At 70.4% G+C, this 22,033-nt stretch carries 19 protein-coding genes and 1 other RNA gene; 8 read left to right on the forward strand and 12 right to left on the reverse strand.

The annotated features are described in order from the left end of the window. Positions 1–19: 19 nt before the first annotated feature. Positions 20–116: signal recognition particle sRNA small type (gene ffs / locus FMM06_RS12735), an RNA gene on the reverse strand. A gap of 35 nt (positions 117–151) precedes the next feature. Beyond that, positions 152–637 carry a RidA family protein gene (locus FMM06_RS12740; RefSeq protein WP_144237764.1) on the reverse strand — a complete coding sequence of 162 codons (486 nt, stop codon included), beginning with the start codon at positions 635–637 and terminating at the stop codon, positions 152–154. A 144-nt stretch (positions 638–781) separates the two neighbouring features. Between FMM06_RS12740 and FMM06_RS12745 the strand changes: the two genes are divergently transcribed. From FMM06_RS12745 to FMM06_RS12755, 3 genes are read left to right on the forward strand one after another with little or no spacing between them, the layout of a single operon-like run. Next, positions 782–1,240: a hypothetical protein gene (locus FMM06_RS12745; RefSeq protein ID WP_144237765.1), complete on the forward strand. Its 459-nt coding sequence runs from the start codon at positions 782–784 to the stop codon at positions 1,238–1,240. 51 nt (positions 1,241–1,291) lie between these two features. Beyond that, entirely contained in the window at positions 1,292–1,651 is a 360-nt protein-coding gene (locus FMM06_RS12750) for a YciI family protein (protein WP_144237766.1), read from the forward strand. Next, a complete protein-coding gene (locus FMM06_RS12755) occupies positions 1,648–2,922 on the forward strand; it encodes an RNA polymerase sigma factor (RefSeq protein ID WP_144237767.1) in 1,275 nt (424 codons plus the stop codon). Before FMM06_RS12750 ends, FMM06_RS12755 begins: the two co-directional genes overlap by 4 nt. On the opposite strand, the gene FMM06_RS12760 is transcribed toward FMM06_RS12755, so the two are convergent. Both FMM06_RS12760 and FMM06_RS12765 read right to left on the reverse strand, forming a co-directional pair. Then, on the reverse strand, positions 2,862–5,174 hold the full coding sequence (locus FMM06_RS12760; protein WP_144237768.1) for a YbcC family protein: 2,313 nt from the start codon (positions 5,172–5,174) through the stop codon (positions 2,862–2,864). The two genes, FMM06_RS12755 and FMM06_RS12760, sit on opposite strands and share 61 nt — an antisense overlap. Beyond that, a complete protein-coding gene (locus FMM06_RS12765) occupies positions 5,171–6,730 on the reverse strand; it encodes a proton-conducting transporter transmembrane domain-containing protein (protein WP_144237769.1) in 1,560 nt (519 codons plus the stop codon). Before FMM06_RS12765 ends, FMM06_RS12760 begins: the two co-directional genes overlap by 4 nt. 102 nt (positions 6,731–6,832) lie before the next feature. Between FMM06_RS12765 and FMM06_RS12770 the strand changes: the two genes are divergently transcribed. The 4 genes from FMM06_RS12770 (at position 6,833) to FMM06_RS12785 (ending at position 13,695) form a co-directional block, all read left to right on the forward strand. After that, the gene (locus tag FMM06_RS12770; protein WP_144237770.1) at positions 6,833–7,714 is read left to right on the forward strand and encodes a LysR family transcriptional regulator; all 882 of its coding nucleotides are present in this window, start codon (positions 6,833–6,835) and stop codon (positions 7,712–7,714) included. Between the two features lie 210 nt (positions 7,715–7,924). Continuing rightward, positions 7,925–9,055 (forward strand): efflux RND transporter periplasmic adaptor subunit, encoded by a 1,131-nt coding sequence (locus FMM06_RS12775; protein ID WP_144335468.1) that lies wholly within the window; start codon positions 7,925–7,927, stop codon positions 9,053–9,055. A gap of 3 nt (positions 9,056–9,058) precedes the next feature. Next, positions 9,059–12,202 carry an efflux RND transporter permease subunit gene (locus FMM06_RS12780; RefSeq protein WP_144237771.1) on the forward strand — a complete coding sequence of 1,048 codons (3,144 nt, stop codon included), beginning with the start codon at positions 9,059–9,061 and terminating at the stop codon, positions 12,200–12,202. Beyond that, complete coding sequence (locus FMM06_RS12785; protein WP_144237772.1) at positions 12,199–13,695, forward strand: efflux transporter outer membrane subunit; 1,497 nt, start codon at positions 12,199–12,201, stop codon at positions 13,693–13,695. Before FMM06_RS12780 ends, FMM06_RS12785 begins: the two co-directional genes overlap by 4 nt. Here FMM06_RS12785 and FMM06_RS12790 read toward each other — a convergent pair. From FMM06_RS12790 to FMM06_RS12800, 3 genes are all read right to left on the reverse strand, one after another. Next, the gene (locus FMM06_RS12790) at positions 13,692–15,038 is read right to left on the reverse strand and encodes an ATP-binding protein (protein ID WP_144237773.1); all 1,347 of its coding nucleotides are present in this window, start codon (positions 15,036–15,038) and stop codon (positions 13,692–13,694) included. The two genes, FMM06_RS12785 and FMM06_RS12790, sit on opposite strands and share 4 nt — an antisense overlap. Beyond that, positions 15,035–15,748 carry a response regulator gene (locus FMM06_RS12795; RefSeq protein WP_144237774.1) on the reverse strand — a complete coding sequence of 238 codons (714 nt, stop codon included), beginning with the start codon at positions 15,746–15,748 and terminating at the stop codon, positions 15,035–15,037. Before FMM06_RS12795 ends, FMM06_RS12790 begins: the two co-directional genes overlap by 4 nt. A 74-nt stretch (positions 15,749–15,822) precedes the next feature. Further along, positions 15,823–16,215, reverse strand: coding sequence for an RcnB family protein (locus FMM06_RS12800; protein WP_144237775.1), 393 nt, complete (start codon positions 16,213–16,215; stop codon positions 15,823–15,825). A 142-nt stretch (positions 16,216–16,357) separates the two neighbouring features. On the opposite strand from FMM06_RS12800, the gene FMM06_RS12805 reads away from it, so the two are divergent. Then, positions 16,358–17,512 (forward strand): phage tail sheath family protein, encoded by a 1,155-nt coding sequence (locus tag FMM06_RS12805; protein ID WP_144237776.1) that lies wholly within the window; start codon positions 16,358–16,360, stop codon positions 17,510–17,512. 9 nt (positions 17,513–17,521) lie between these two features. On the opposite strand, the gene FMM06_RS12810 is transcribed toward FMM06_RS12805, so the two are convergent. From FMM06_RS12810 to rplQ, 5 genes are all read right to left on the reverse strand, one after another. Next, a complete protein-coding gene (locus tag FMM06_RS12810) occupies positions 17,522–18,412 on the reverse strand; it encodes a phytanoyl-CoA dioxygenase family protein (protein WP_144237777.1) in 891 nt (296 codons plus the stop codon). A gap of 70 nt (positions 18,413–18,482) precedes the next feature. After that, positions 18,483–20,036, reverse strand: a complete 1,554-nt coding sequence (gene guaA / locus FMM06_RS12815) for a glutamine-hydrolyzing GMP synthase (RefSeq protein WP_144237778.1) — start codon at positions 20,034–20,036, stop codon at positions 18,483–18,485. A gap of 51 nt (positions 20,037–20,087) precedes the next feature. After that, a complete protein-coding gene (locus tag FMM06_RS12820; RefSeq protein WP_144237779.1) occupies positions 20,088–20,690 on the reverse strand; it encodes a hypothetical protein in 603 nt (200 codons plus the stop codon). A 67-nt stretch (positions 20,691–20,757) separates the two neighbouring features. Continuing rightward, positions 20,758–21,456, reverse strand: coding sequence for a class I SAM-dependent methyltransferase (locus FMM06_RS12825; RefSeq protein ID WP_144237780.1), 699 nt, complete (start codon positions 21,454–21,456; stop codon positions 20,758–20,760). Positions 21,457–21,528: 72 nt separating this feature from the next. Beyond that, the gene (gene rplQ / locus FMM06_RS12830) at positions 21,529–21,948 is read right to left on the reverse strand and encodes a 50S ribosomal protein L17 (RefSeq protein WP_144237781.1); all 420 of its coding nucleotides are present in this window, start codon (positions 21,946–21,948) and stop codon (positions 21,529–21,531) included. Positions 21,949–22,033: the final 85 nt, after the last annotated feature.

A 22,033-nucleotide genomic window follows, 5' to 3' on the forward strand; every position in this document is an offset into this window, starting at 1 on the left:
GGTTAACGGCGAGCGGCGGAAGGTGGGAGCCGGGAACGACCCAGCGCGAATTCGTTACGGCTGCTTCCTTCCGGACCTGACCGGGTTGGCGAGAGCACTGCCCGCCCGACTCCCATCGCCGATATGGCGGCAGTCGCGGGCGCTTGCAAGCTCAGCGCGTCTTGGCCGCCATCGCTTCGATCTCGATCAGATAGCCCGGCCCGGCGAGGCCCGCGACCTGCACCGTCGAGCGCGCGACGAGGTTGGGGTTGGCGGGCGTCCCGAAGAACTGCCGGTAGCCCGCGTTGAAGCCGGCGAAGTCCATCCGGCCGAGCGCCGGATCGGCCACCACGAAGACCGTCAGCTTCACGACGTCGGCCATGGTGTAGCCGCGCGCCACAAGTGCGGCCTCGATCTTGCGCAGCACGCTGATCGTCTGCGTCCTGGTATCGCCGAAGTCGGCAAGTGTCGCCGTCTTGGCGGGGTCGATCGGCGCGGCGACCTGACCGCTGAGGTGCAGCGTCTCCGCCCCGGCAGGAACGGTGACGCCCTGCAGGATGATCGCGCCGGCAGGCCCGGCATGGCGGAGGATCTCGGCGGCCGGCGCCGCGCTCGCGGCGAAGACCAGCGACAAGGCGGCGAGCGTGGTGCGGATCATGGCGTCCCCCGGGGCAGTCCTCCCGATGCTAGCCGCCGCCGCGGAACCGGCAAATAAAATCGGGTGCGCCTGTCGAAATGCGGATGGTCCCGCGTGTCTTCTGGTCGGGAGCGGACGGGCCGCCCCCTATCGAGGGAGACCGACATGGAGATCGATTACGCCGCCGCCGCCGACCCGCCCGCGCGGACACCGGCGTGGTTCTGGGCGGCCGCCGGGCTCGGCGCGCTGTGGAATGCCTTCGGCACGGTGCAGTTCGCCGAGGCGGTCACCGCGACCGAGGCGAGCCTGATCGCGATGGGGATGACGCCCGCGCAGGCCGCGACGATGACGAGCTATCCGCTGTGGATGACGATGGGCTTCGCGGGCGGCACGCTGGGCGGGCTGGCGGGTTCGCTGCTCCTGCTGGCGCGGCGCAGACTCGCGGTGCCGGTCTTCGCGGCGTCGCTGGCGGGCTATGTCGTGCTGTACATCGGCGACATCACCGAGGGCGTGTTCGCCGCGCTCGGCACGGAGCAGGTCGTCATCCTGACGTCGGTGGTTCTCATCGCCGCGCTGCTGCTGTGGCTGGCGCGCCTGTCGACGCGGCGCGGCATCCTGGGCTGACCCATTGCCAGCGTAACGAAACCCCGACATTTTCAAATCCGGAGAGATGCGATGCAATTCATGCTGATGTTCGCCGAACCCGCAACCGAGGTTGCCAAGCGCGACCATCCCGAGCACGCCGCTGCCTATTGGGGCGGCTGGAATGCCTATATCGGCGCGATGGCGCAAGCCGGCATTGTCGTCAACGGCGACGGGCTGCAGCCCCCGCACACCGCGACGACGGTGCGCGTCCGCGACGGCAAGCGCCTCGTCGAGGACGGCCCCTACGCCGACACCAAGGAACAGCTCGGCGGCTATTTCATCGTCGAGGTGCCCGACCTCGACACTGCGCTCGAGTGGGCGGCGCGGTCGCCGGCGGCGTCGAGCGGAGGCGTCGAGGTGCGCCCGGTGATGCCGCCGCCGGCCCGGTGACGGGAGACGCGCGCCGCGCCGCCGAGACCGCGGCGCGCGTCGCCTATGGCCGCCTGATCGCCTCGCTCGCCGCCTGGTCGCGCGACATCGCGGGCGCCGAGGATGCGCTCGCCGAAGCCTTCGTCGCCGCACTCCGCACCTGGCCCGAGCGCGGCATTCCGGACGCGCCCGACGCCTGGCTGCTGACCGCGGCGCGCAACAATTTGCGCAACCGCCATCGCCACGACGGCATCCGCGCGGCGGCAGCGCAGGAGATCGAGCGCCGCCATGACGCGCTGGCCGAGGCCGCGCCTTTCCCCGACGAGCGGCTGAAACTGCTGTTCGTCTGCGCGCACCCGGCGATCGACGCGGGCATCCGCACGCCGCTGATGCTGCAGACCGTGCTCGGCCTCGACGCCGTGCGCATCGCCAGCGCCTTTCTCGTCGCGCCCGCCGCGATGGGGCAGCGGCTCGTGCGCGCCAAGGCCAAAATCCGTGATGCCGGACTGCGCTTCGAGGTGCCGGAGGGCGACGCACTGCAGGGCCGCCTCGGCGACGTGCTCGACGCGGTCTATGCGGCGTTCGGCACGGGGTGGGACGCGGTGCCGGGCGCTGCGACGGGCACGGGCGATCTGGCGCAGGAGGCGATCTACCTCGGCCGCCTGCTCGTCGAACTCCTGCCCGGCGAGCCCGAGGCGCAGGGGCTACTCGCGCTGATGCTGTACTGCGAGGCGAGGCGCTCGGCGCGGCGCGATGCAGCCGGCGGCTTCGTACCCCTCGACCGGCAGGACGCGACGCTCTGGTCGCGCGACATGATCGTCGAGGCGGAGGGGCTGCTGACCGCCGCGTCGCGCGCCGGGCGGTTCGGGCGCTACGGGTGCGAAGCGGCGATCCAGTCGGTGCACGTCCAGCGCGGCGTGACGGGGCGGACCAACCACGCCGCGCTCGAACTTCTCTACGACCTGCTCGCCGCGCATGCGCCGGGGGTCGGCAGCACGGTCGGGCGCGCCGCCGCTTACGTTGCGCGCGATCCCGCGGCGGCGCTGGCGCAGCTCGACGCGGCGCGCGCGGCGGCGACCGAGCGCTACCAGCCGTGGTGGGTCACGCGCGCCACCGCGCTTGCCGCGCTCGGCCGCGTCGCCGAGGCGCGTGACGCGATGTCGACCGCGATCGGGCTGACCGAGGACGCCGCGGTGCGGGCCTGGCTGCTGGGCGTGATGGACGGCTGGCCTCAGGCGGCGATTTCGAGCGGCGCCAGGGCCTCGAACTCCCACCTCAGGTCGCCCGCATAGCGCCACGCCATGCGGCCCGCGTCGTCGAGCGCGAACAGGTGGAGCCAGCGGTTGTCGAACAGCGCGCGAACCTGGGGGTGGCGCTCGAGGACCCCGGTCATCGCCTCGCGCGGTGCCTCGATGCAGACGGTCAGGCGCAGCGGCTCGTGCGCCAGCGAATGTCCGTCATGGACCGACTGCCACGGCAGGCCGGGGCGCAGCGTGCCGCCGTTGCCCTCGACCACGCCGATGCCGCCGATGACGTTGTGGAGGAGCTTGTTGCCGCCGCCGAACAGCGCCGGGGCGACGGCCGACCCGTAGTATTGCAGGCTGATCCAGCTCGCGACGACGACCGGCGCGGTCAGGATGAGCTCCAAGACGCCGAAGCCCGCGTCGCCGCGCCAGTCGTAGTCGTGGAGAAATGCCCGGCCGTGCAGCGCCCGGCCGCGGGTGCGCGACCGCGGCGCGGCGATGAAGGCGTTGCAACCCGCCAGCCCCCATTCGGGCCGCGTCTCGGCCCAGTCGCGGGCGCGGCGCGCGATGTTACCGGCACGGGGCAGGCGCAGCGCACGTTCGGCGCGGGCCAGCACGCCAGCCGCGGCGAGCGCGGCGCGCGCCCGGTCGAGCGCGGGCGAAGCTTTGTCCTCGTACAGCGTCACCGTGTCGGTCGTCGTGTCGTGCAGCCCGGCGACGAACACCGTCTCCGACGGGATCGGCAGCTCGGCGCGGACTTCGGGATCGTTGAGCAGGCCCGCCAGCAGCCGAGCGTTGACCTCGCCCGAATAGCCGCCGCACGCGCCGCAGTGCAGGCCGCTGGCGTGCGGATTGTTGACGACGTTCGCCCCGTGCCCGACGAGCAGGACGAGCGGCGCGAACTCGGTCAGCGACATGGCGCCGAGGATCGACCTGGCAGTCGCGACGCGTGTCGCAAGGTCGGGCTGCGGCTCCAGCCGCGGCGGCGGATCGTTCGGCGGCGCGTTGCCGTGCCAGCCCAGCGCATCGCGGACCAGCTTGCCGACATAGGCGGGGCCCGCTGCCTCGACGAAGGCGAACGACGACACCGCCGCCAGCTTGAAGCGGCCCCACGCCCGCGTCGCGCGGGCTGCGGTGCGCGAGGCGGTATCCCCGTCGCCCTCCGAGCGCGACGTGAAGCCGGGATTGAGCAGCACGGGCAGGCGATGCTCGGCGACGTCGGAGGCGAAGCGTCGGTGCGATGCGGTCAGCCCGAAGAAGCCCGCGAAGCCGAGCGTGCGAATCCCCGGATCGGCGGTCTCCAGCGCGCGGCGGAACACCTCCGACCGCACGTCGATGCAGAAGGCCGCCTGGATTTCGCACGGTGGGACCTCGCCGGGCACGTCGGCGGCCAGGGTCCGCGCCAGATCGCGCTGCGCGGCGCGCTCGCACGCGTCCTGCAGGATCGCGTCGACGATCTGGTCGTCGGTCGGCGCTGGCGGGCGGGCGTGGGTGGCGACCGCCGCCGCCCAGGCATCGGCGATCTCGCGGTAGCGATCGAACAGCGCCTGCTCCCACATCAGGCGGATGGTCAGGAAGTCGGTCGTTGTCGCGTCGGTTTTCCCGGCAAGCTCCGCCTGCCACAGGCGATGGCGCGCCACCTGCGCCCAGCCGCCGAGCGTCACCAGCAGCGCGTGGAAATAGGTCGGCAGCGCCGCCGCCGGCAGGCCGAGCCGCGCGGTCGCCCCTGCTAGTGCGTCGCTCGCCGAGGTCGGCGCATCGGCGACGAACGCCGCGAAACCCCACAGGCCCGCGATCTCGGGCGCCAGGTCGTGCGTCGCGACCGCGCGCCACGCCGTCCAGGCACTACTGCCGTGCGGCGCGGCCCATAGCGCCTGCCCCTCGTCGAGATAGGCGCCCGCCCACGCCCCGAAGCGTTCGGCGATAATGCCCGGCCAGTCGATCCCCGACACCTGCGCCGCGAGGTCGGTAACGGTCGGCACGCGCGCCGGCGTCAGCGCGGGGCGGCGCAGCGCGACCATCAGGTCGGTCAGGGTGCGTGCCCGTCCCGGTGACGCGGCGAGCGCGCCGCGCAGGTCGTCGTCGGTCACCACCCCCGACATGATTCGGCTGCGGTACCAGTCGCGCGGCATCGTCGCGCGCACGCCTGCGACGCGCGCCATCAGCGCGGCGGTCTGCGCGAGGCTGTGGCCGGACTGGCCGAGCCAGGGGTTGACCGCGACGCTCGACGCGAGCGGCCACAGCGGCGGGATCGCCCACACCGCCGCATCGGCGGCTGCCTGCACATTGCCCATCATCATTCCCCCGTTTGCGACCGCCGCAGTGCCCAGCCGCCGAGCGCCCGGTCGAACAGCGCGTTGGCGTAAAGTCCGTTCGACAAATGGACGCGCAGCCCCGCCGCCGCCGGGTGGTAGGCCCAGAGCGGGAGCATCGCCTGCGCCACCGCGACCACCCCAAAGCTGAGCACCGCGAGGACGATCAGCGCCCATTCGAGCGGCCCCGGCGCGGGCGTCGCGGGCAGCACCCCTGCGGTCAGCCAGACCGCCGCGCCGTGGAGCGCGAAATAGCCGACCGACGCCGCGAGCGAATAGACCGCCAACCGCCGCGTCAGCGCCCGCGGCGCGGCGTCGGCGAGGCCCTGCGCGATCAGGTACGCGACGCCGAGGATCAGGATCGCACCGAGCGCGAGCGCCTGCGGCGACTTGTGCGCGAAGCCGAACCCCCAGCCGACGACGCCGTAGATAACGAGCGCCGCGAGGAACGCGCGGCCCACCGCGCCGACGCCGGGCACTGCCACGGGCCCCGGCCGACGCGAGGCGGCGATGCGCTCGACCGCGCCGCCCGACGCCAGAAAGCTGTGCGCCTTGTAAAGCGAGTGCAGGACGATATGGAGCAGCGCGAGCGGGAACAGCGCCAGCCCGCACTGCATGATCATGAAGCCCATCTGCGCGACCGTCGACCAGGCGAGCGAGGTCTTCACCGCGGGCTGGGTCAGCATCACCAGCCCCCCGAACAGCGCGGTGAAGCCGCCGATCATCACGAGCACCGCGAGCACGCCGGGCGACAGCAGCATGACGTCGGCGAAGCGGATCAGCACGAACCCGCCGGCATTGACGACACCGGCATGGAGCAGCGCCGACACCGGCGTCGGCGCCTCCATCACCTCGGTCAGCCAGCCGTGCAGCGGGAACTGCGCCGACTTGAGGAGCGCTGCGACCGCGAGCAGCGCCGCAGCGAAGCCAGCCGCGGTGCCGCCCTGCCCCGCGCGCGCCGCGTCGAGGATCGTGGCGATGTCGGTCGTGCCATAGGCGGCCCAGAGCGCGAGCGCCGCGCCGATCAGCGCGGCATCGCCGGCGCGCGCGGTCACGAACTTCTTGCGCGCCGCGCGCTGCGCCGCGACGCGCTCCGGGTAGAAGAGCAGCAGGCGGTGCAGCGTCAGGCTCGTCGCCACCCAGGCCACGACGAGCTGCACGAGATTGCCGGCGACGACGAGCAGCATGACCATTGCCAGCGTCGCCGCCAGCCAGCCCATGAAGGCGCCGTGCCGCGCCTCGCCGTCGAGATAGGTCGCGGCGAAGCGCACGACGATCCAGCCGATGAACGACACCAGCAGCAGCATGACGACCGCGACCGCGTCGAGCCGCGCGGACAGGAGGTGGGGTATCAGGGTCGTGGTCGCCGGGCCCGCAGTGACGAGCACGCCCGCCGTCGCGACCGCGATGCCGAAGGCGGCGAGCGTCAGGACCTCGATCGCGCGCAGCCGCGTCGTGCCCGGGCGCTGCGCGCCGAAGCCGATCGCGCTGGCGATGAGCAGCAGTATCGGTGCCCCGAAGAGCAGATTTTCGAGCTGTCCCATGTGTCCCCGCCGTTTCGCCGAAGCGCCGCGGGTCGTTCTAGGGCCGCCGGCGCCTCATCGAAAATTCATTGTTTCGCGGCTGTCGTTCGGTTTAGTGAAACGATGGCGGCGCTCAACTACAATCATCTGCGCTATTTCTGGGCAGTGGCGCGCGACGGAAACCTGACGCGCACCGCGGCGCGGCTCAACGTTTCGCAGTCGGCACTGTCGGTACAGATCGGCAAGCTGGAGGGGCGGCTGGGCCATCCGCTGTTCGAGCGCCGCGGGCGTCAGCTGCACCTGACCGAGGCGGGGCGGATCGCCCTCGACCATGCCGATGCGATCTTCGCTGCCGGCGACGAGCTCCTCGGCACGCTGCAGCAGACCGGCGCGGTGCGGCAGGCGGTCCGCATCGGCGCGCTCGCGACGCTGTCGCGCAACTTCCAGATCGGCTTCCTGCGCCCGGTGCTGGGGCGCAGCGACATCGAGGTGGTGCTGCGGTCGGGAAGTCCGGCCGAGCTGCTGCGCGGCCTCGCGGCGCTGACCCTCGATGTCGTGCTGACTAATCAGGCGCCGCCGGTCGACGCGCTGACCCCGTATATCGCGCACAAATTGTCGGAGCAGCCGGTCAGTCTGATCGGTGCCCCGGCGCTGGTCGGCGGCACGCGGTCGGTCGCGGCGCTGCTCGCCGCGCACCCCGTCATCCTGCCGACCGCCGACAGCAGCGTGCGGACCGGCTTCGACGCCTGGGCCGACCGGCACGGCATCCGCCCGCAGATCGCTGCCGAGGTCGACGACATAGCGATGATGCGCCTGCTGGTCCGCGAAGGCTTCGCGCTCGCGCTGCTGCCGCCGATCGCGGTGCGCGACGAACTGGCGGCGCGCAGCCTCGTCGAGGCGGACGCGCTGCCCGGCCTCGCCGAGACCTTCTTCGCGGTCACCGTCGAGCGGCGCTTTCCGAACCCGGTGGTGCGCGACCTGATCGAGGCGGCGCGCGAAGCCTAGGACGGATTTCCGCCCGGTCGCCACGGCGACGAGAGCCGCGGCGTCCCGCCGCACCCTCGGACAGAGAGGCCGTTTGCGTACCAAGCCGCCGGAACGTAAGGGGCGTTTACGTGTTGGACGCGCTTAATCCTTGATAATTAGTTGTTGTATCGCCCTGTGCGCCGTGCCGTGAATAATAGACCCGGGACGGTAGCAAGTGTCGTGGCACTGCTGCTGGCTGCGGCGTGCGCGAAGACCGAGGACGACAAGCCGAAGACGCCCCGCACTCCCGAGGCCGGTGTGGTTACCCTCGCCACCGAGGCCGTGCCGCTGTTCGTCGAGCTGCCGGGCCGCACCGCCGCGTTCGAAACCTCCGAGGTCCGGCCGCAGGTGTCGGGCATCATCACCGCGCGCAACTTCACCGAAGGCTCGCTCGTCACCAAGGGCCAGACGCTTTACCGCATCGACCCCAGCCTGTACGAGGCTTCGGCGGCGCAGGCGCGCGCCAATCTCGCCAGCGCTGAGGCTGCGCGCGTGTCGGCGCAGGCGCTCGCCGAACGCTACAAGCCGCTCGCCGCGATCGAGGCGGTTAGCAAGCAGGACTATACCAACGCCGTCGCCTCCGCGCAGCAGGCGGCCGCCGCCGTCGCCCAGAACCGCGCCGCGGTGCAGACCAGTTCGATCAACCTGCGCTTCACCAAGGTGCCGGCACCGATCAGCGGGCGGATCGGGCGGTCGCTGTTCACCACCGGCGCGCTCGTCACCTCGGGCCAGACCGAGCCGCTGGCAACGATTCAGCGCCTCGATCCGATCTTTGTCGATATCCAGCAGTCGAGTGCCGACCTGCTCGCCCTGCGCCGCGCGCTGGCGAAGGACGGCGTCACCCCGTCGTCGGCTGCGGTGCGCCTGCAGCTCGAGGATGGCAGCGATTACGGCGCCGCCGGGCGCGTGCAGTTCGCCGAGGCGGTGGTCGACGCCAGCACCGGCACGGTGACGCTGCGCGCCAGCTTCCCGAACCGCAGCGGCCTGCTGCTGCCCGGCATGTACGTCCGCGCGCGCCTGTCGCAGGCGACCGTGCAGAGCGCGATCCTGGCGCCGCAGACCGGCATCAGCCGCGACGCACGCGGTGCCGCCACCGCCATGGTCATCGGTCCGGACAACAAGGCGGTGCTGCGCACCGTCGTCGCCGACCGCTCGATCGGCGACCGCTGGCTGGTCACCGCAGGGCTGAAGGCCGGCGACCGGCTGATCGTCGAGGGGCTGAGCAACATCAAGCCCGGCCAAGTGGTCAGGCCGGTGCCCGCCGGATCGAAGCCGCGCGCCCGTCCGCCCGCCGCCGGCGACGCCGCGGCGAAAAGCTAGGGCATGTCGAGAGTATTCATCGACCGGCCGATCTTCGCCTGGGTCATCGCGATCGTCATCATGCTCGCCGGCATCGCGGGCATCCTGTCGTTGCCGGTCGCGCAATATCCCGACATCGCGCCGCCGCAGGTCAATATCCGCGCCAACTACCCGGGCGCGTCCGCCGAGACACTGGAGTCGAGCGTCACCTCGGTCATCGAGCAACAGCTGACCGGCATCGACGGGCTGATCTATTTCTCGGCGAATTCGAGTTCGAGCGGCCAGGTCTCGGTCTCGGTCACCTTCGAGAAGGGCACCGACCCCGACATCGCGCAGGTCCAGGTCCAGAACAAGGTCCAGCAGGCCCTGCCGCGGCTGCCGCAGCAGGTGCAGGCGCAGGGGCTGACCGTCACCAAGTCGAACCCCGACTTCCTGATGGTCGTCTCGGTCTATGACGAGACCGACCGCACGACGAGCGCCGACATTGCCGATTATCTGGTGTCGACGCTGCAGGACAAGATCGGCCGGATCGAGGGCGTCGGCGACTTCAACGTCTTCGGCGCGCAATATGCGATGCGCATCTGGCTCGACCCGTTCAAGCTGGCGAGCGTCCAGCTGATGCCGAGCGACATCACCGCGGCGATCGAGTCGCAGAATACCCAGGTTGCCGCCGGCCAGATCGGCGGCCAGCCGAGCCCCGACGCGCAGATGCTGACCGCGACGGTGACCGCGCGCTCGCGGCTGACGACGCCCGAGGAATTCCGCAACGTCATCGTCAAGACCCAGACCGACGGGTCCAAGGTTCTGCTCAGCGACGTCGCCCGTGTCGAACTCGGCTCGGAGAATTACAACCAGACCGGCCGCCTGAACGGCCACCCGAGCACCGGCATCGCGATCCAGCTGGCGCCGGGTGCGGACGCGCTGAAGACCGCCGAACTGGTGCGCGCCGAGATGGCGAACCAGGCGAAGTCCTTTCCGCCCGGCTACAAGTACGAATTCCCCAACGACAGCACGGCGTTCATCAAACTGTCGATCGAGGAGGTGATCTGGACGCTGGGCGAGGCGATCATCCTCGTCGTCATCGTCATGTTCGTCTTCCTGCAGAGCTGGCGCGCCACGCTGATCCCGGCGATCGCGGTGCCGGTCGTGCTGCTCGGCACCTTCGGCGTGCTCGCGGTCGCGGGCTTCTCGATCAACGTGCTGACCCTGTTCGGGCTGGTGCTGTCGATCGGGCTGTTGGTCGACGACGCCATCGTGGTCGTCGAGAACGTCGAGCGCGTGATGGAGGAGAACCCCGACATCGGCCCGCGCGAGGCGACGATCCAGTCGATGGAGGAAATTCAGACTGCGCTGATCGGCATCGCGCTCGTGCTGTCGGCGGTGTTCCTGCCGATGGCGTTCTTCGGCGGCTCGGTCGGCGTCATCTACCGCCAGTTCTCGATCACCATCGTCTCGTCGATGATCCTGTCGGTCGTCGTCGCGCTGGTGCTGTCGCCGGCGCTCGCGGCGACGCTGCTCAAGCGGCCCGACCATGACCGCAAGACGGGTCGCATCGGCCGGCTGGGGCGTCGCTTCAACGACTGGTTCGCGCGCACCTCCGACCGCTACCGCAACGGCGTGCAGACGGTGATCAAGCGCCGTTTCCTGGCGATCATCGTCTATGTCGGCATCGTCGCGCTGCTCGCCGTATTGTTCGTGCGGCTGCCGACCAGCTTCCTGCCTGCCGAAGATCAGGGCATCGCGCAGCTGCAGTACACGCTGCCGCCCGGCGCCACGCAGGCGCGCACGATCCAGGCGGTCGAGGCGATCGAGCGCTATTTCCTCGAGGAGGAGAAGAACACCCGCGTCATGCTCGCGGTCGTCGGGTCGAGCCAGCAGGGCAGCGGACAGAACACGGGGCGCGGCTTCGTCGCGTTCAAGCCGTGGGAGGAGCGTGAGGGCGAGGAGAATAGTGCGGCGGCGATCACCAAGCGCGCCACCGCCGCGCTGTCGGCCGAGCTGCGCGACGTCAAGTTCTTCGCGCTCAACCCGCCGCCGGTGCGCGGCCTCGGTCAGTCGAGCGGCTTCAACATGCAGCTGCTCAACACCGGCGGGCTGAGCCGCGCCGAGTTCAAGGCGGCGCGCGACCGGCTCGTCGCCGCGGCGCAGGACGACCCGGCACTGTCGGGGGTCCGGCAGAATTCGCTCGAGGACGTGCCGACCCTGCAGGTTATCGTCGACCAGGAAAAGGTTGGCGCGCTCGGCATCGCGCAGGCGAGCGTCGATGCGACGCTGTCGACCGCGTGGGGCGGCAGTTACGTCAACGACTTCGTCGACCGTGGCCGGGTCAAGCGCGTCTATGTCCAGGGCGACGCCCCGTACCGCAGCCGCCCCGAGGACCTGTCGAACTGGTTCGTCCGCACCGCGAGTGGTGCGATGGCGCCCTTCTCGTCGTTCGCGCGGACCGAATGGCAGCAGGCGCCGACGACGCTGGCACGCTTCAACGGCCAGCCCGCCTATGAAATCCAGGGCGACGCGGGCGCCGGCGGCAGCTCGGGCGACGCGATGAACCGGATCATGGAGCTGGCGGCGCAGCAGCCCGGCGTGTCGGTCGAATGGAGCGGCCTGTCGTATCAGGAGCGCCTGTCGGGCGGGCAGACGCCGATCCTCTATGCGCTGTCGCTGCTGATGATCTTCCTGTGCCTCGCCGCTCTGTACGAAAGCTGGTCGATCCCCTTCTCGGTGCTGCTCGTCATTCCGCTCGGCCTCGTCGGCGCCGCGCTCGGCGTGTCGCTGCGGGGCCTCAGTAACGACGTGTATTTCCAGGTCGGCCTGCTGACGACGATGGGGCTGGCGGCGAAGAACGCCATCCTGATCGTCGAGTTCGCCGAACAGGCCGAGAAGGCGGGCAAGAGTGCCCTCGACGCGGCGCTCGAGGCGGCACGCCTGCGCCTGCGGCCGATCATCATGACCAGTCTCGCCTTCATCTTCGGCTGCGTGCCGCTCGCGATATCGACGGGTGCAGGCGCGCAGAGCCGCCTCGCAATCGGGACGGCGGTGATCGGCGGCATGCTGACCGCGACGGTCCTCGCGATCTTCTACATCCCGCTCGCCTATGTGCTGGTGCGCGGCCTGTTCCGCAGCAAGCTCACCAAGGACGCGCCGCCGCCGGAGGCGAAGCCGGCATGAGACGGTTCGTCCTGCTGCTCGGCCTGACCGCGCTGAGCGCGTGCAGCTTCGACCCGCATTACGAGCGGCCGGCCCCGCCGGTGCCGCCCAGCTGGCCGCGCGGCGACGCGTACCTGCGTACCAGCGAGGCGACGCTGCCGGCGATCAGCTACCGCGACATCTTCCGCGATCCGCGCCTGCAGACGCTGATCGAGCAGGCGCTCGCCAACAACCAGGACCTGCAGATCGCGCTCGGCAACGTCGCCGCGGCACGCGGCCAGTACCGCGTCCAGCGCGCGCAGCAGCTGCCGCAGATTGGCGCGGACGCCGGGCTGACCACGGGGCGGCGCAGCAGCACGAGCAACTCCAACCAGCTCGGCGGCACGGGGACCGGCGGAACCGGCACGGGGACGGGTACGGGCACCGGCGTGACGACGGGGACGAGCCGGAACACGACGACCTATGAGGCGAACATCGGCCTCAGCGCCTTCGAGATCGACCTGTTTGGCCGGCTGCGCAGCCTGAGCCGCGCGTCGCTGCAGGAATATCTCGCGACCGAGGCCGGGGTGCGCGCGACGCGCCTGTCGCTCGTCGCCGAGGTCGCTAGCGCCTATCTCGCCTACGCCACCGACGCCAGCCTGCTCGCCATCGCCGCAGATACCGAGCGCAGCGCGCAGATCACCGTCCGCCTGACCGCGGCGCGGCTGAGCGGCGGCATCGCGCCGCGCACCGACGTGCGCCAGGCCGAGACGATCCTCGAACAGGCCCGCGCCGACCGCGCCGCGCAGGTCACGCTGGTCGCGCAGGACCGCAACGCCCTCGAACTGCTGGTCGGGGCGCCGGTCGCCGACGCGCTGCTGCCGCGCACGATCGAAGATGTCGACGCGCAGCTCGGCGAGCTGCCCGCGGGCCTCGATTCGCGCATCCTGCTCCGCCGCCCCGACGTCGTGCAGGCCGAATACTCGCTGCGCGCCGCCAACGCGCGGATCGGCGCGGCGCGGGCCAATTTCTTCCCGACGATCAGCCTGACCGCGGTCGCAGGCCTCGCCAGCACGGCGTTGTCGTCGCTGTTTAGCGGTGGCGCGTTCAACTGGTCGGTCGGACCCGGCATCTCGCTGCCGATCTTCGACGGCGGCGCGCGCCGCGGCGACTTGCAGTTCGCGCAAGGGCAGCGCGATGTCGCGGTCGCGCAGTACAAGCGCGCCGTCCAGATCGCCTTCCGCGAGGTCGCCGATGCGCTGGCGCGCCGCGGCACGATCGACGCCCAGCTCGACGCGCAGCGCCGGTTGACCGCGGCGGCGGAGGACACCGAGTTCCTCGAGACGGCACGCTACCGCGAGGGTATCTCGCCCTTCCTCAACACGCTCGACACGCAGCGTACATTGTACGCCGCCCGCCGCGCGCTGGTGCAGACCCGCCTCATCCGCGCCGACAATCTGGTCGAACTGTACCGCGTCCTCGGCGGCGACCAGCTGATCAGCGACCCCCCACCGACGACGCCGACACGGCCCTAGCCGACCGCGAGTTCGAGCGTCGCGACCAGCCCCGTCGGGTGCGCGTCGCCCAAAGTCAGCCGCCCGCCATGGCTCTCGGCAACACTCTGCGCGATCGCCAATCCGAGTCCGCTGCCGCCGGTATCGCGGTTGCGCGAGCCTTCGAGGCGGTGGAACGGCTGGAGGACGCGGGCGCGGTCGGCGGCGGGGATGCCGGGGCCGTGGTCGGTGACGCTGACCGCCACCGTGTCGCCCGTCACCCGCACCGCGACCGTGGCGCTGCCGCCGTACTTGACCGCATTGTCGAACAGATTGCCCAGCGCCCGCTTGACCAGCGCCGGCTGGACCGCCGCGACCGCGGGCGGCGACGCGACGAACTCGACCGGGCGCCCGAGTGCGCGCTGATCCTCCACCAGCGCCTCGGCGAGCGCCGCGACATCGACCCGGCGCAGTGCCTCGCGCGTCCGCCCGGTGCGCGCCAGCACGAGGATGTCCTCGAGCATCGCGGTCATCTCCTCGATGCGCGCGATGACGGCGGCACGCTCGTCCTCGGGCTCCATGCTCTCGACATGGATGCGCAAGCTGGCGAGCGGAGTGCGCAGGTCGTGGCCGATCGCGCCGAGCATGTGATCCTTCTCGTCGAGCAGCCCGACCAGCCGGCGGTTCATCGCGTTGAAGGCGCTGAGCGCGGCGCGCAGGTCGTCGGGGCCGCGCGGCGTCACCTCGACCGGCTCGCCGCGCCCGCCAAAGGCTTCCGCCGCGCGCGTCAGGTCGGCGAGCGGCCGCGCCAGCCGCCGCGCCAGCCAGGTCGTCGCGCCGAGGACGAGCAGGTAGAGCAGCAGGGTCGCGGCCGCGAGCCGCCACGGCAGCAGCGCGTCGCGCTTCGGCGTCGTCAGCCGGGCGTTGAGCCAGCTGCCATCGGCCTGGCGCGCGGACAAATACAGCGACTGGGTGTCGGGGCGCTGGCGGCGCGGCGGCGCGAACGCGGCGCTCGCCGGCCCGTCGATCGCGGCGCGCACCTCCCGCACCGTGATGCCGGCGGCGGTCAGGCTGTCCACCAGCCGCGCCTCGATCGCCGATTTGCGCCGCGCGTCGGCGATGCCGCTGTCCGCCGCAACCGCGAAGCGCGCGCCGCGGTGCGAGGCATCCTCCAGCACGCTGGTGCGAAACTCGGGCGCGGCCTGCGCCACGTCGGCGGCGGTGCTCGCAAAGCGCGTGATCGCCGGCCCTTCGGTCTGCGCGAGGCTCAGCCGCTGCCGGTCAGAAAGGATCAGCGCGAAATTCGCGAGCTGCGCGACGAGCAGCGCGATGCCCAGCAGCAGCGCCATCTGCCCCGCCAGGCTGCGCGGCGCGAAGCGGCTCACAGGCGGCGCACGTCGGCGGCGAGCATGTAGCCGCCGCCCCACACGGTCTTGATCAGCTTCGGGTCGGCAGCGTCGGCCTCGACCTTGCGGCGCAGGCGGCTGACGTGATTGTCGATGCTGCGCTCGAATGCCGCGAGCTCGCGACCCTGGCTGAGGTCGAGCAGCTGGTCGCGCGTCAGGACGCGGCGCGGGTGGGTGACGAGCGCGTGGAGCAGGTTGTACTCGCCGCTCGACAGCGGCGTCGCGACGCCGGCCTCGTCGACCAGCTCGCGGTCGCCGGTGCGCAGCACCCAGGGGCCGAAGCCGAAGCCTTCCGCATCGGGCGCGTAGACCGGGGCGCCGTCGGCGGTGCGGCGCAGAACTGCCTTGATCCGCGCCAGCAACTCGCGCGGCGAGAAGGGCTTCACGACATAATCGTCGGCGCCGATCTCGAGACCGAGGATGCGGTCCATCTCCTCCGACTTGGCGGTGAGCAGGATGACCGGGATCTTCGTCGTCGCGCGGATGAAGCCCGCCAGCGACAGGCCGTCCTCGCCGGGCATCATGATGTCGAGCAGCACGAGGTCGATGCCGTGCACCGCGAGGATGTCGCGCGCCGCCGCCGCGTCGGCAGCCTTGGTGACGCGCACGCCGTTCTTGCCGAGATAGGCGGCAAGCGGGTCGCGGATGTCGCGCTCGTCGTCGACGATCAGGATATGGGGTTCGGCCATGGCTCCAAGCTCTACAGTCTGGCGGCGGCAAGACGAAGGCCCCGGAGCATATGCTCCGGGGCCCGTGTCAGTGCTTAGCGGATCTGGTTGGCGATCACCGAGGCGATGATGCCGCTGGTGATGCCGACCAGCACCGCGTCGTTGTTTGCCCGGACCCAGCGATAGCCGCGGGGCGGGGCCGCCAGGCGATAGGTGCGATAGTTGCCGATCACCTGGTAGTTGCGGGCGTAGCGGCTCTCGAACCGCTCACCCTTGCGCCAGTTGGTGCGATACTGGGCCTGGGGTGCGCGGTACACCTGCTTGATCACGACCTTCCGCTTGTCGTTGCCGCGGAAGTTGTTGCCGCGGTCGTTGTCGCGATGGTTGCGCTCGATCTTGCCGCGGCCGTTGTAGTCGTTGTGCGGCGCTGCGAGGACCGGCGAAGCGGCGACCGTGGCGGCGAGTGCGGCGATGATGATGCTCTTCATGGTCTGTCTCCTCTAGAACGCCCCAGCGGCGTTGAGGACAAACTGGACCCCGCCTGTCGCACCGGTTTGTCGGCGAATCCCGTAAATTGTCGCAAAATGTATCGGCGGCTAGGATTGCCCCCGAGGCCGAGGGAGAATGTCCATGCCGGTGCCCCTCGATTTTCCCGGGGTCTACGTCGAGGAGGTGCCGAGCGGCCTGCCCCCGATCGTCGCCGCGCCGACCGCGACCGCGCTGTTCGTCGGCTGGGCGGCGCAGGGGCCGACCGGCCAGGCGGTCAGGCTGAGCGGTTTCGCCGCTTTCGAGCGCGTGTTCGGCGGGCTCGATGCCCGGTCGCTGCTCGGCTACGCGGTCCGGCATTTCTACGACAATGGCGGCGACGACGCCTATGTGCTGCGCATCGCCGCCGACCAGGGAGTCGTGATCGGCCCCGGCGACGCGGCGTTCCATGCCGCAGCGATCGCCGCCGTCGCGGGCCATATCGAGCCGTTCAACCTGCTGATCGTCCCAGGCCTGTCCGACGCCGCGACGCTGGTCGTGCTCCATCGCGAAGCCCATGCACGGCGCGCCTTGCTGATCGCCGACGCCGGGCCCGACGATACGTCGGCCGACGCGATAGCCACTGCCGCCGCGCTGGCCGGCACCGATCCGCCGAACGCGACGCTGTATTTCCCCTGGATCCGGGCAGCCGACCCGCTGCAGCCGGGGGTGCTCCGCGCCTTCCCGCCATCGGGCTTCGTCGCCGGGGTGATCGCGCGCACCGACCGCATGCGCGGCGTGTGGAAGGCACCCGCCGGCTCCGACGCGGCGCTGACCGGGGCAGTGGGCATGACCGTCGCCGTGCGCGACGCGGAGAACGGCCGGCTGAACGCGGGCGGTGTCAATTGCCTGCGGGTTCTCCCGAATCGCGGCCCTGTCGTCTGGGGCGCGCGAACGGTCGCCGGAGCCGACACGCTGGGCTCCGAATGGAAGTACGTGCCCGTCCGTCGGCTCGCGCTGCTTATCGAGGAGAGCGTCATCCGCGGCACCGCATGGGCGGTGTTCGAGGCCAACGACGCGCCGCTCTGGGCACAGCTGCGGCTGCGCGTGGGCGCATTTCTGCAAGGCCTTTTCCGCGAGGGCGCGTTCCAGGGCCACACCCCCGATCAGGCCTATTTCGTGAAATGCGATGCCGCGACGATGACGAGGGCCGACTTGGACTCAGGCTACGTCCACATCCTGATCGGCTTCGCGCCGGTAAAGCCGGCCGAGTTCGTCGTCCTCAACATCCGATTGCGCACCGGCGGCACCGACACCTGAAACGGGCGCTCAGGCGGCGACGCCGACCATGCGCGTCGTGGCGCGCGGATGGACATGGGGATTGGCGGGGATCGCTACCCCATCACGCCAGGCGCGGTCCTCGGCAATCCACGCCGCCCAGCGCTCGGCCTCGCCGCCGGTCGACCAATAGGGGTTGGTGCGGTCCCAGACGAGATCGTCCTCGCCCAGCAGGCGCGTCAGGCGGCGGTCCCGCGCGGCGCGCGCCTGGTCGCGCAGCGCAGTCGTCTTCGGCCCGTCGAGCCGGTCGCGATGCTTCATCCACGACGAGTTATAGCTCGCCGACATGAAATAGCGCAGCTGACCCGACGTGTTCGGCGTGCCCGAATGGACGAGCAGATAATGGGTGACGACGACATCGCCGGCCCTGGGATAGATCAGCACCTCGTCGGCGCGCGGCACCGTTCGTCCGGGCGTATCGATCGCAAAGCCCTGCCGGTGCGACCCCGGCACGACGCGCAGCGGGCCCAGCGCGTCATCCATGTCCTGGAAGTAAAAGATCGTATTGATGCTGATCGGCCGCACATAGTCGCTGGTCTCGGGCACGATCGCATAGCGGTCGCGGTGCCAGCCGTTGACCTTGCCTATCGCCGTCGCAGCCGGCACCGGCGGAAACGCGTTGATCGCCAGCGCATCGAGCTGGACGAACGGCCCCATCACCGCCTCGGCGAAGTCGAGGATGTCGGGGTTGGCGACCGCCGGCAGGAAAAGCGCGGGGTCGATCTCGAACGTGTTTCCGAGCCAGACCGCCTCGCCCTCGCGCGCGCAGATCGCATCATAGGCAGCCCGCCATTCGGCCAGCCGCTCGGCCGAGTGCGCGCCGGGAAATACCGTGAAGCCGTCGCGCCGGAACGCCCGGACATGGTCGTCGAGGGACAGCATCGAGTGCCTCCAGCCTAGCCTTTTGTCAGCCTAGGCATCGCTGCATCCGGATGCAATTCCTATCCGGTGGCTATTCCCACTCGATCGTGCCCGGCGGCTTCGACGTGTAGTCGTAAACCACGCGGTTGATGCCGGGGACTTCATTGACGATGCGGGTCGCGACGGCGCTGAGGAAGGCGGCGTCGAAGGGGTAGATGTCGGCGGTCATGCCGTCGATCGAGGTGACGGCGCGGAGCGCGCAGACCTTGTCGTAGGTGCGGCCGTCGCCCATCACGCCGACGGTGCGAACGGGCAGCAGCACCGCGAACGCCTGCCAGATCGCGTCGTACAGGCCCGCCTTGCGGATCTCGTCGAGGTAGATGCTGTCGGCCTTGCGCAGCGTATCGCACGCCTCCTTGGTCACCTCGCCGGGGATGCGGATGGCGAGGCCGGGGCCAGGGAACGGGTGGCGGCCGACGAACGCCTCCGGCAGGCCGAGCTCGCGGCCCAGGACGCGCACTTCGTCCTTGAACAGTTCGCGCAGGGGTTCGACGAGCGCCATGTCCATGCGTTCGGGCAGGCCGCCGACATTATGGTGGCTCTTGATCGTCACCGACGGCCCGCCGGTGTAGCTGACGCTCTCGATGACGTCGGGGTAGAGCGTGCCCTGCGCCAGAAACTTCGCGCCGCCCAGCTTCTTCGCCTCGGCCTCGAAGACGTCGATGAAGGTCTTGCCGATGAACTTGCGCTTCGCCTCGGGGTCGCTGACGCCCGCCAAGCCGGCGAGGAACAGCTCCTCGGCATCCACGTGGACGAGCGGGATGTGGTAGTGCTCGCGGAACAGGCCGACGACCTGTTCGGCCTCGCCGGTGCGCATCAGGCCGTGATCGACGAAGACGCAGGTCAGCTGGTCGCCGATCGCTTCGTGGATCAGCACAGCCGCGACCGCCGAATCGACGCCGCCCGACAGGCCGCAGATCACCTTGCCGTCACCGACCTGCGCGCGGATGTCGGCGACCTTGGCGGCGCGGTAGCCGGCCATGCTCCACGTCGCGGTGCAGCCGGCGACGTTGCGGACGAAGTTGGCGAGCAGCCTAGCGCCGTCTGGAGTGTGGACGACCTCGGGGTGGAACTGGACACCGTAGCGGCGGCGCTCGTCATCGGCGATCGCCGCGAAGGGCGCCCCGCTGGTGGTGGCGACGACGCGGAAGCCCGGCGGCAGGCGGTCGATGCGGTCGCCGTGGCTCATCCACACCTGATGGCGCTCGCCGGCCTTCCACAGTCCGTCGAACAACAGGCAGTCCTCGGCGATGTCGATGAAGGCGCGGCCGAACTCGCGGTGGTCGCCGGCGACCACGGCGCCACCGAGCTGCGCCGCCATCGTCTGCTCGCCGTAGCAAATGCCCAGCACGGGGACGTCGCTGTCGAACAGCGCCTGCGGGGCGCGTGGGGACCCGATCTCGGTGGTGGAGGCGGGGCTGCCCGACAGGATAACACCGCGGGGGTTGAGCCGCGCGAGCGCCTCCTCACCCTTTGAAAAAGGCACCAGCTCGCAATAGACACCGGCTTCACGGACGCGCCGGGCGATCAGCTGCGAGACCTGGCTGCCGAAATCGAGGATCAGGATTGCTTCGGGGTCGGACATGCGCTCGTCTAAAGCGCATGTCCGGAATTGTCACCCCGCCCGCGCAGCGACCTAGCCGAGACGCAGGCTGCGGACCTCGCCGTAGCTTGCCGAGCAGCTGAAGCTCATCGAGCGCACCGGTGCGGCGCGGCCGTTCTCGATCTGCACGCGGCCGCGGACGTTGGCACCGCCGTCGATCTCGTCGACGCGGTCGATACCCGTGACGCGCGCGAAGCCGCCGCCGTTCTGCGCCTGGCGCTCGGCCGCGCGCGAGCAATCGTCGACGGGGTCGCCCGCGGCGGTCTGCTCGTCATAGCCGGTCGGTTCGTCGGCATAGCGCTCGCCGTCGTCATAGCCATAGGCCGCGGGCGGCACGGCGCGCGGATCGTTGCGGGCGTACTGGTCGTCGTACGAGCGGTAGCCGGTGTTACCGCCATACGGCTGGGGCTCGTAGCGCGGCTCATAGCGGTCGCGGCGATTGTCGCTGGCGATCGCCGCCGCGGTGCCGAGCACGGCCGCGCCGAGCAGGATGCCGCCCAGCGTACCGATGCCGTTGCCGCCGTGGTGGCGGTAATGGCCGCCGTAGTGACCGCGATAGGGGCGCGCCATGGCGGGTACGCTGACCAGCGCGAGCGACAAGACGGTACCGGTGGCAAGACGCATCGCGAGGTTCATCGCAAATCTCCTTCGACTCAAAGCTTACGCCAGTGCGATTATACCGGGGATGAACCGGATTAACGGCTCAGGCGCGGCCGCGCATCGCGATCAACGATTTGGGCAGCAATGCGAGCCGTTCGAAACGAATTTCCGCGTCCGGATACAGGCTGGCGAACTGCGTGCGGTCGAGCAGGATCGCCGACTCGACGATGTTCATCGCGCGGTCGACATCGGGCTGCGCCTTCGACCAGCCGACCTGCATTCGCCGGACCAGCTTCAGGCGCAGCGACTCGGGGAACCAGTGAAAGAACGGCACGCGGTAGAAGTGCGGGTCGATCGGGAACCACTGATACGGCGTCTGGACGTAATAGGCGGGGGCAAGGCGCCGACATTCGTTGGCGAATGCCCGCATGTCCGCCCAGCGGCCGACATGTTCGACGACGCTGTTCGAATGGACGAAATCGAAGCTGGCATCGGCATGTTCGGTCATCGCACGCGCGTCGCCGACGATGCAGCGCAGCCGCACCGCCTCGCGCTCCGACGCGCCGAACTCGGTCGCGATATGGTTGACGCAGGTGATGTCTATGTCGTTGTCTTCGAGCCAGGCGAAGCCGACCCGCCGCCAGTAGTCGGCAGTGCCGCCCAGGTCGAGGATCCGGAATGGTCCGGCGACCGCGGCGCGGCGCTGCAGGATGAAGTCGCGCAGCACCACGTCGCGGCGCGCGCGGAATTTCGTCGACAGCGAGCGCGGGTCGCGCGCGTCCGCCAGTCCTGCGCCGCTCATGCCAAATCCCCCGCATCGCGTATCGATGCGAGGGGCTTAGCGGTCATGCTGCGTTGCCGCAACGCCGAAGGGTCAGGCGGCTTCGTCCATGTCGTAGTCGTCGACGGGGCCCGAATCCTGGCCCTTGGCGCTAACGTCGCGATCGACGAATTCGACGATCGCCATCGGCGTCGCGTCCGAGCGGCGGATGCCGGCCTTGACGATGCGGATATAGCCGCCCTCGCGGTCGGCGTAGCGCGCTGCCAGCACGTCGAACAGCTTGGTCAGCTGCGCATCGTCCTTCAGGCGGGCGTCGGCAAGGCGGCGGTTCGACAGGCCGCCATGCTTGGCAAGCGTCACCAGCTTCTCGACATAGGGGCGGATTTCGCGCGCCTTGGGCAGCGTCGTGGTGATCTGCTCGTGCTTGATCAGGCTCGCCGCCATGTTCTTGAACATCGCGAGGCGGTGGCTGGTCGTACGACCCAGTTTGCGGTTCGAATTGCCGTGACGCATGTCTTGTCCTTCGTTCGTTCGGGGGCCGTGTCAGGTACCCCCGGCCAGGCGAACCGCGTGATTGCGGATCGCCACTTCGTTGCCG

It is taken from the genome of Glacieibacterium frigidum (assembly GCF_007097155.1).
GTDB lineage: Bacteria > Pseudomonadota > Alphaproteobacteria > Sphingomonadales > Sphingomonadaceae > Glacieibacterium > Glacieibacterium frigidum.

What these genes read in the sequence shown, in the direction of transcription:
- FMM06_RS12825 (WP_144237780.1), bottom strand. Translation starts at nt 21,456, where the DNA reads ATGAGCGGCGCAGGACTGGCGGACGCGCGCGACCCGCGCTCGCTGTCG.
- FMM06_RS12745 (WP_144237765.1), top strand. Translation starts at nt 782, where the DNA reads ATGGAGATCGATTACGCCGCCGCCGCCGACCCGCCCGCGCGGACACCG.
- FMM06_RS12805 (WP_144237776.1), top strand. Translation starts at nt 16,358, where the DNA reads ATGCCGGTGCCCCTCGATTTTCCCGGGGTCTACGTCGAGGAGGTGCCG.
- FMM06_RS12750 (WP_144237766.1), top strand. Translation starts at nt 1,292, where the DNA reads ATGCAATTCATGCTGATGTTCGCCGAACCCGCAACCGAGGTTGCCAAG.
- FMM06_RS12770 (WP_144237770.1), top strand. Translation starts at nt 6,833, where the DNA reads ATGGCGGCGCTCAACTACAATCATCTGCGCTATTTCTGGGCAGTGGCG.
- FMM06_RS12820 (WP_144237779.1), bottom strand. Translation starts at nt 20,690, where the DNA reads ATGAACCTCGCGATGCGTCTTGCCACCGGTACCGTCTTGTCGCTCGCG.
- FMM06_RS12795 (WP_144237774.1), bottom strand. Translation starts at nt 15,748, where the DNA reads ATGGCCGAACCCCATATCCTGATCGTCGACGACGAGCGCGACATCCGC.
- FMM06_RS12765 (WP_144237769.1), bottom strand. Translation starts at nt 6,730, where the DNA reads ATGGGACAGCTCGAAAATCTGCTCTTCGGGGCACCGATACTGCTGCTC.
- guaA (WP_144237778.1), bottom strand. Translation starts at nt 20,036, where the DNA reads ATGTCCGACCCCGAAGCAATCCTGATCCTCGATTTCGGCAGCCAGGTC.
- FMM06_RS12810 (WP_144237777.1), bottom strand. Translation starts at nt 18,412, where the DNA reads ATGCTGTCCCTCGACGACCATGTCCGGGCGTTCCGGCGCGACGGCTTC.
- FMM06_RS12780 (WP_144237771.1), top strand. Translation starts at nt 9,059, where the DNA reads ATGTCGAGAGTATTCATCGACCGGCCGATCTTCGCCTGGGTCATCGCG.
- rplQ (WP_144237781.1), bottom strand. Translation starts at nt 21,948, where the DNA reads ATGCGTCACGGCAATTCGAACCGCAAACTGGGTCGTACGACCAGCCAC.
- FMM06_RS12785 (WP_144237772.1), top strand. Translation starts at nt 12,199, where the DNA reads ATGAGACGGTTCGTCCTGCTGCTCGGCCTGACCGCGCTGAGCGCGTGC.
- FMM06_RS12740 (WP_144237764.1), bottom strand. Translation starts at nt 637, where the DNA reads ATGATCCGCACCACGCTCGCCGCCTTGTCGCTGGTCTTCGCCGCGAGC.
- FMM06_RS12760 (WP_144237768.1), bottom strand. Translation starts at nt 5,174, where the DNA reads ATGATGATGGGCAATGTGCAGGCAGCCGCCGATGCGGCGGTGTGGGCG.
- FMM06_RS12800 (WP_144237775.1), bottom strand. Translation starts at nt 16,215, where the DNA reads ATGAAGAGCATCATCATCGCCGCACTCGCCGCCACGGTCGCCGCTTCG.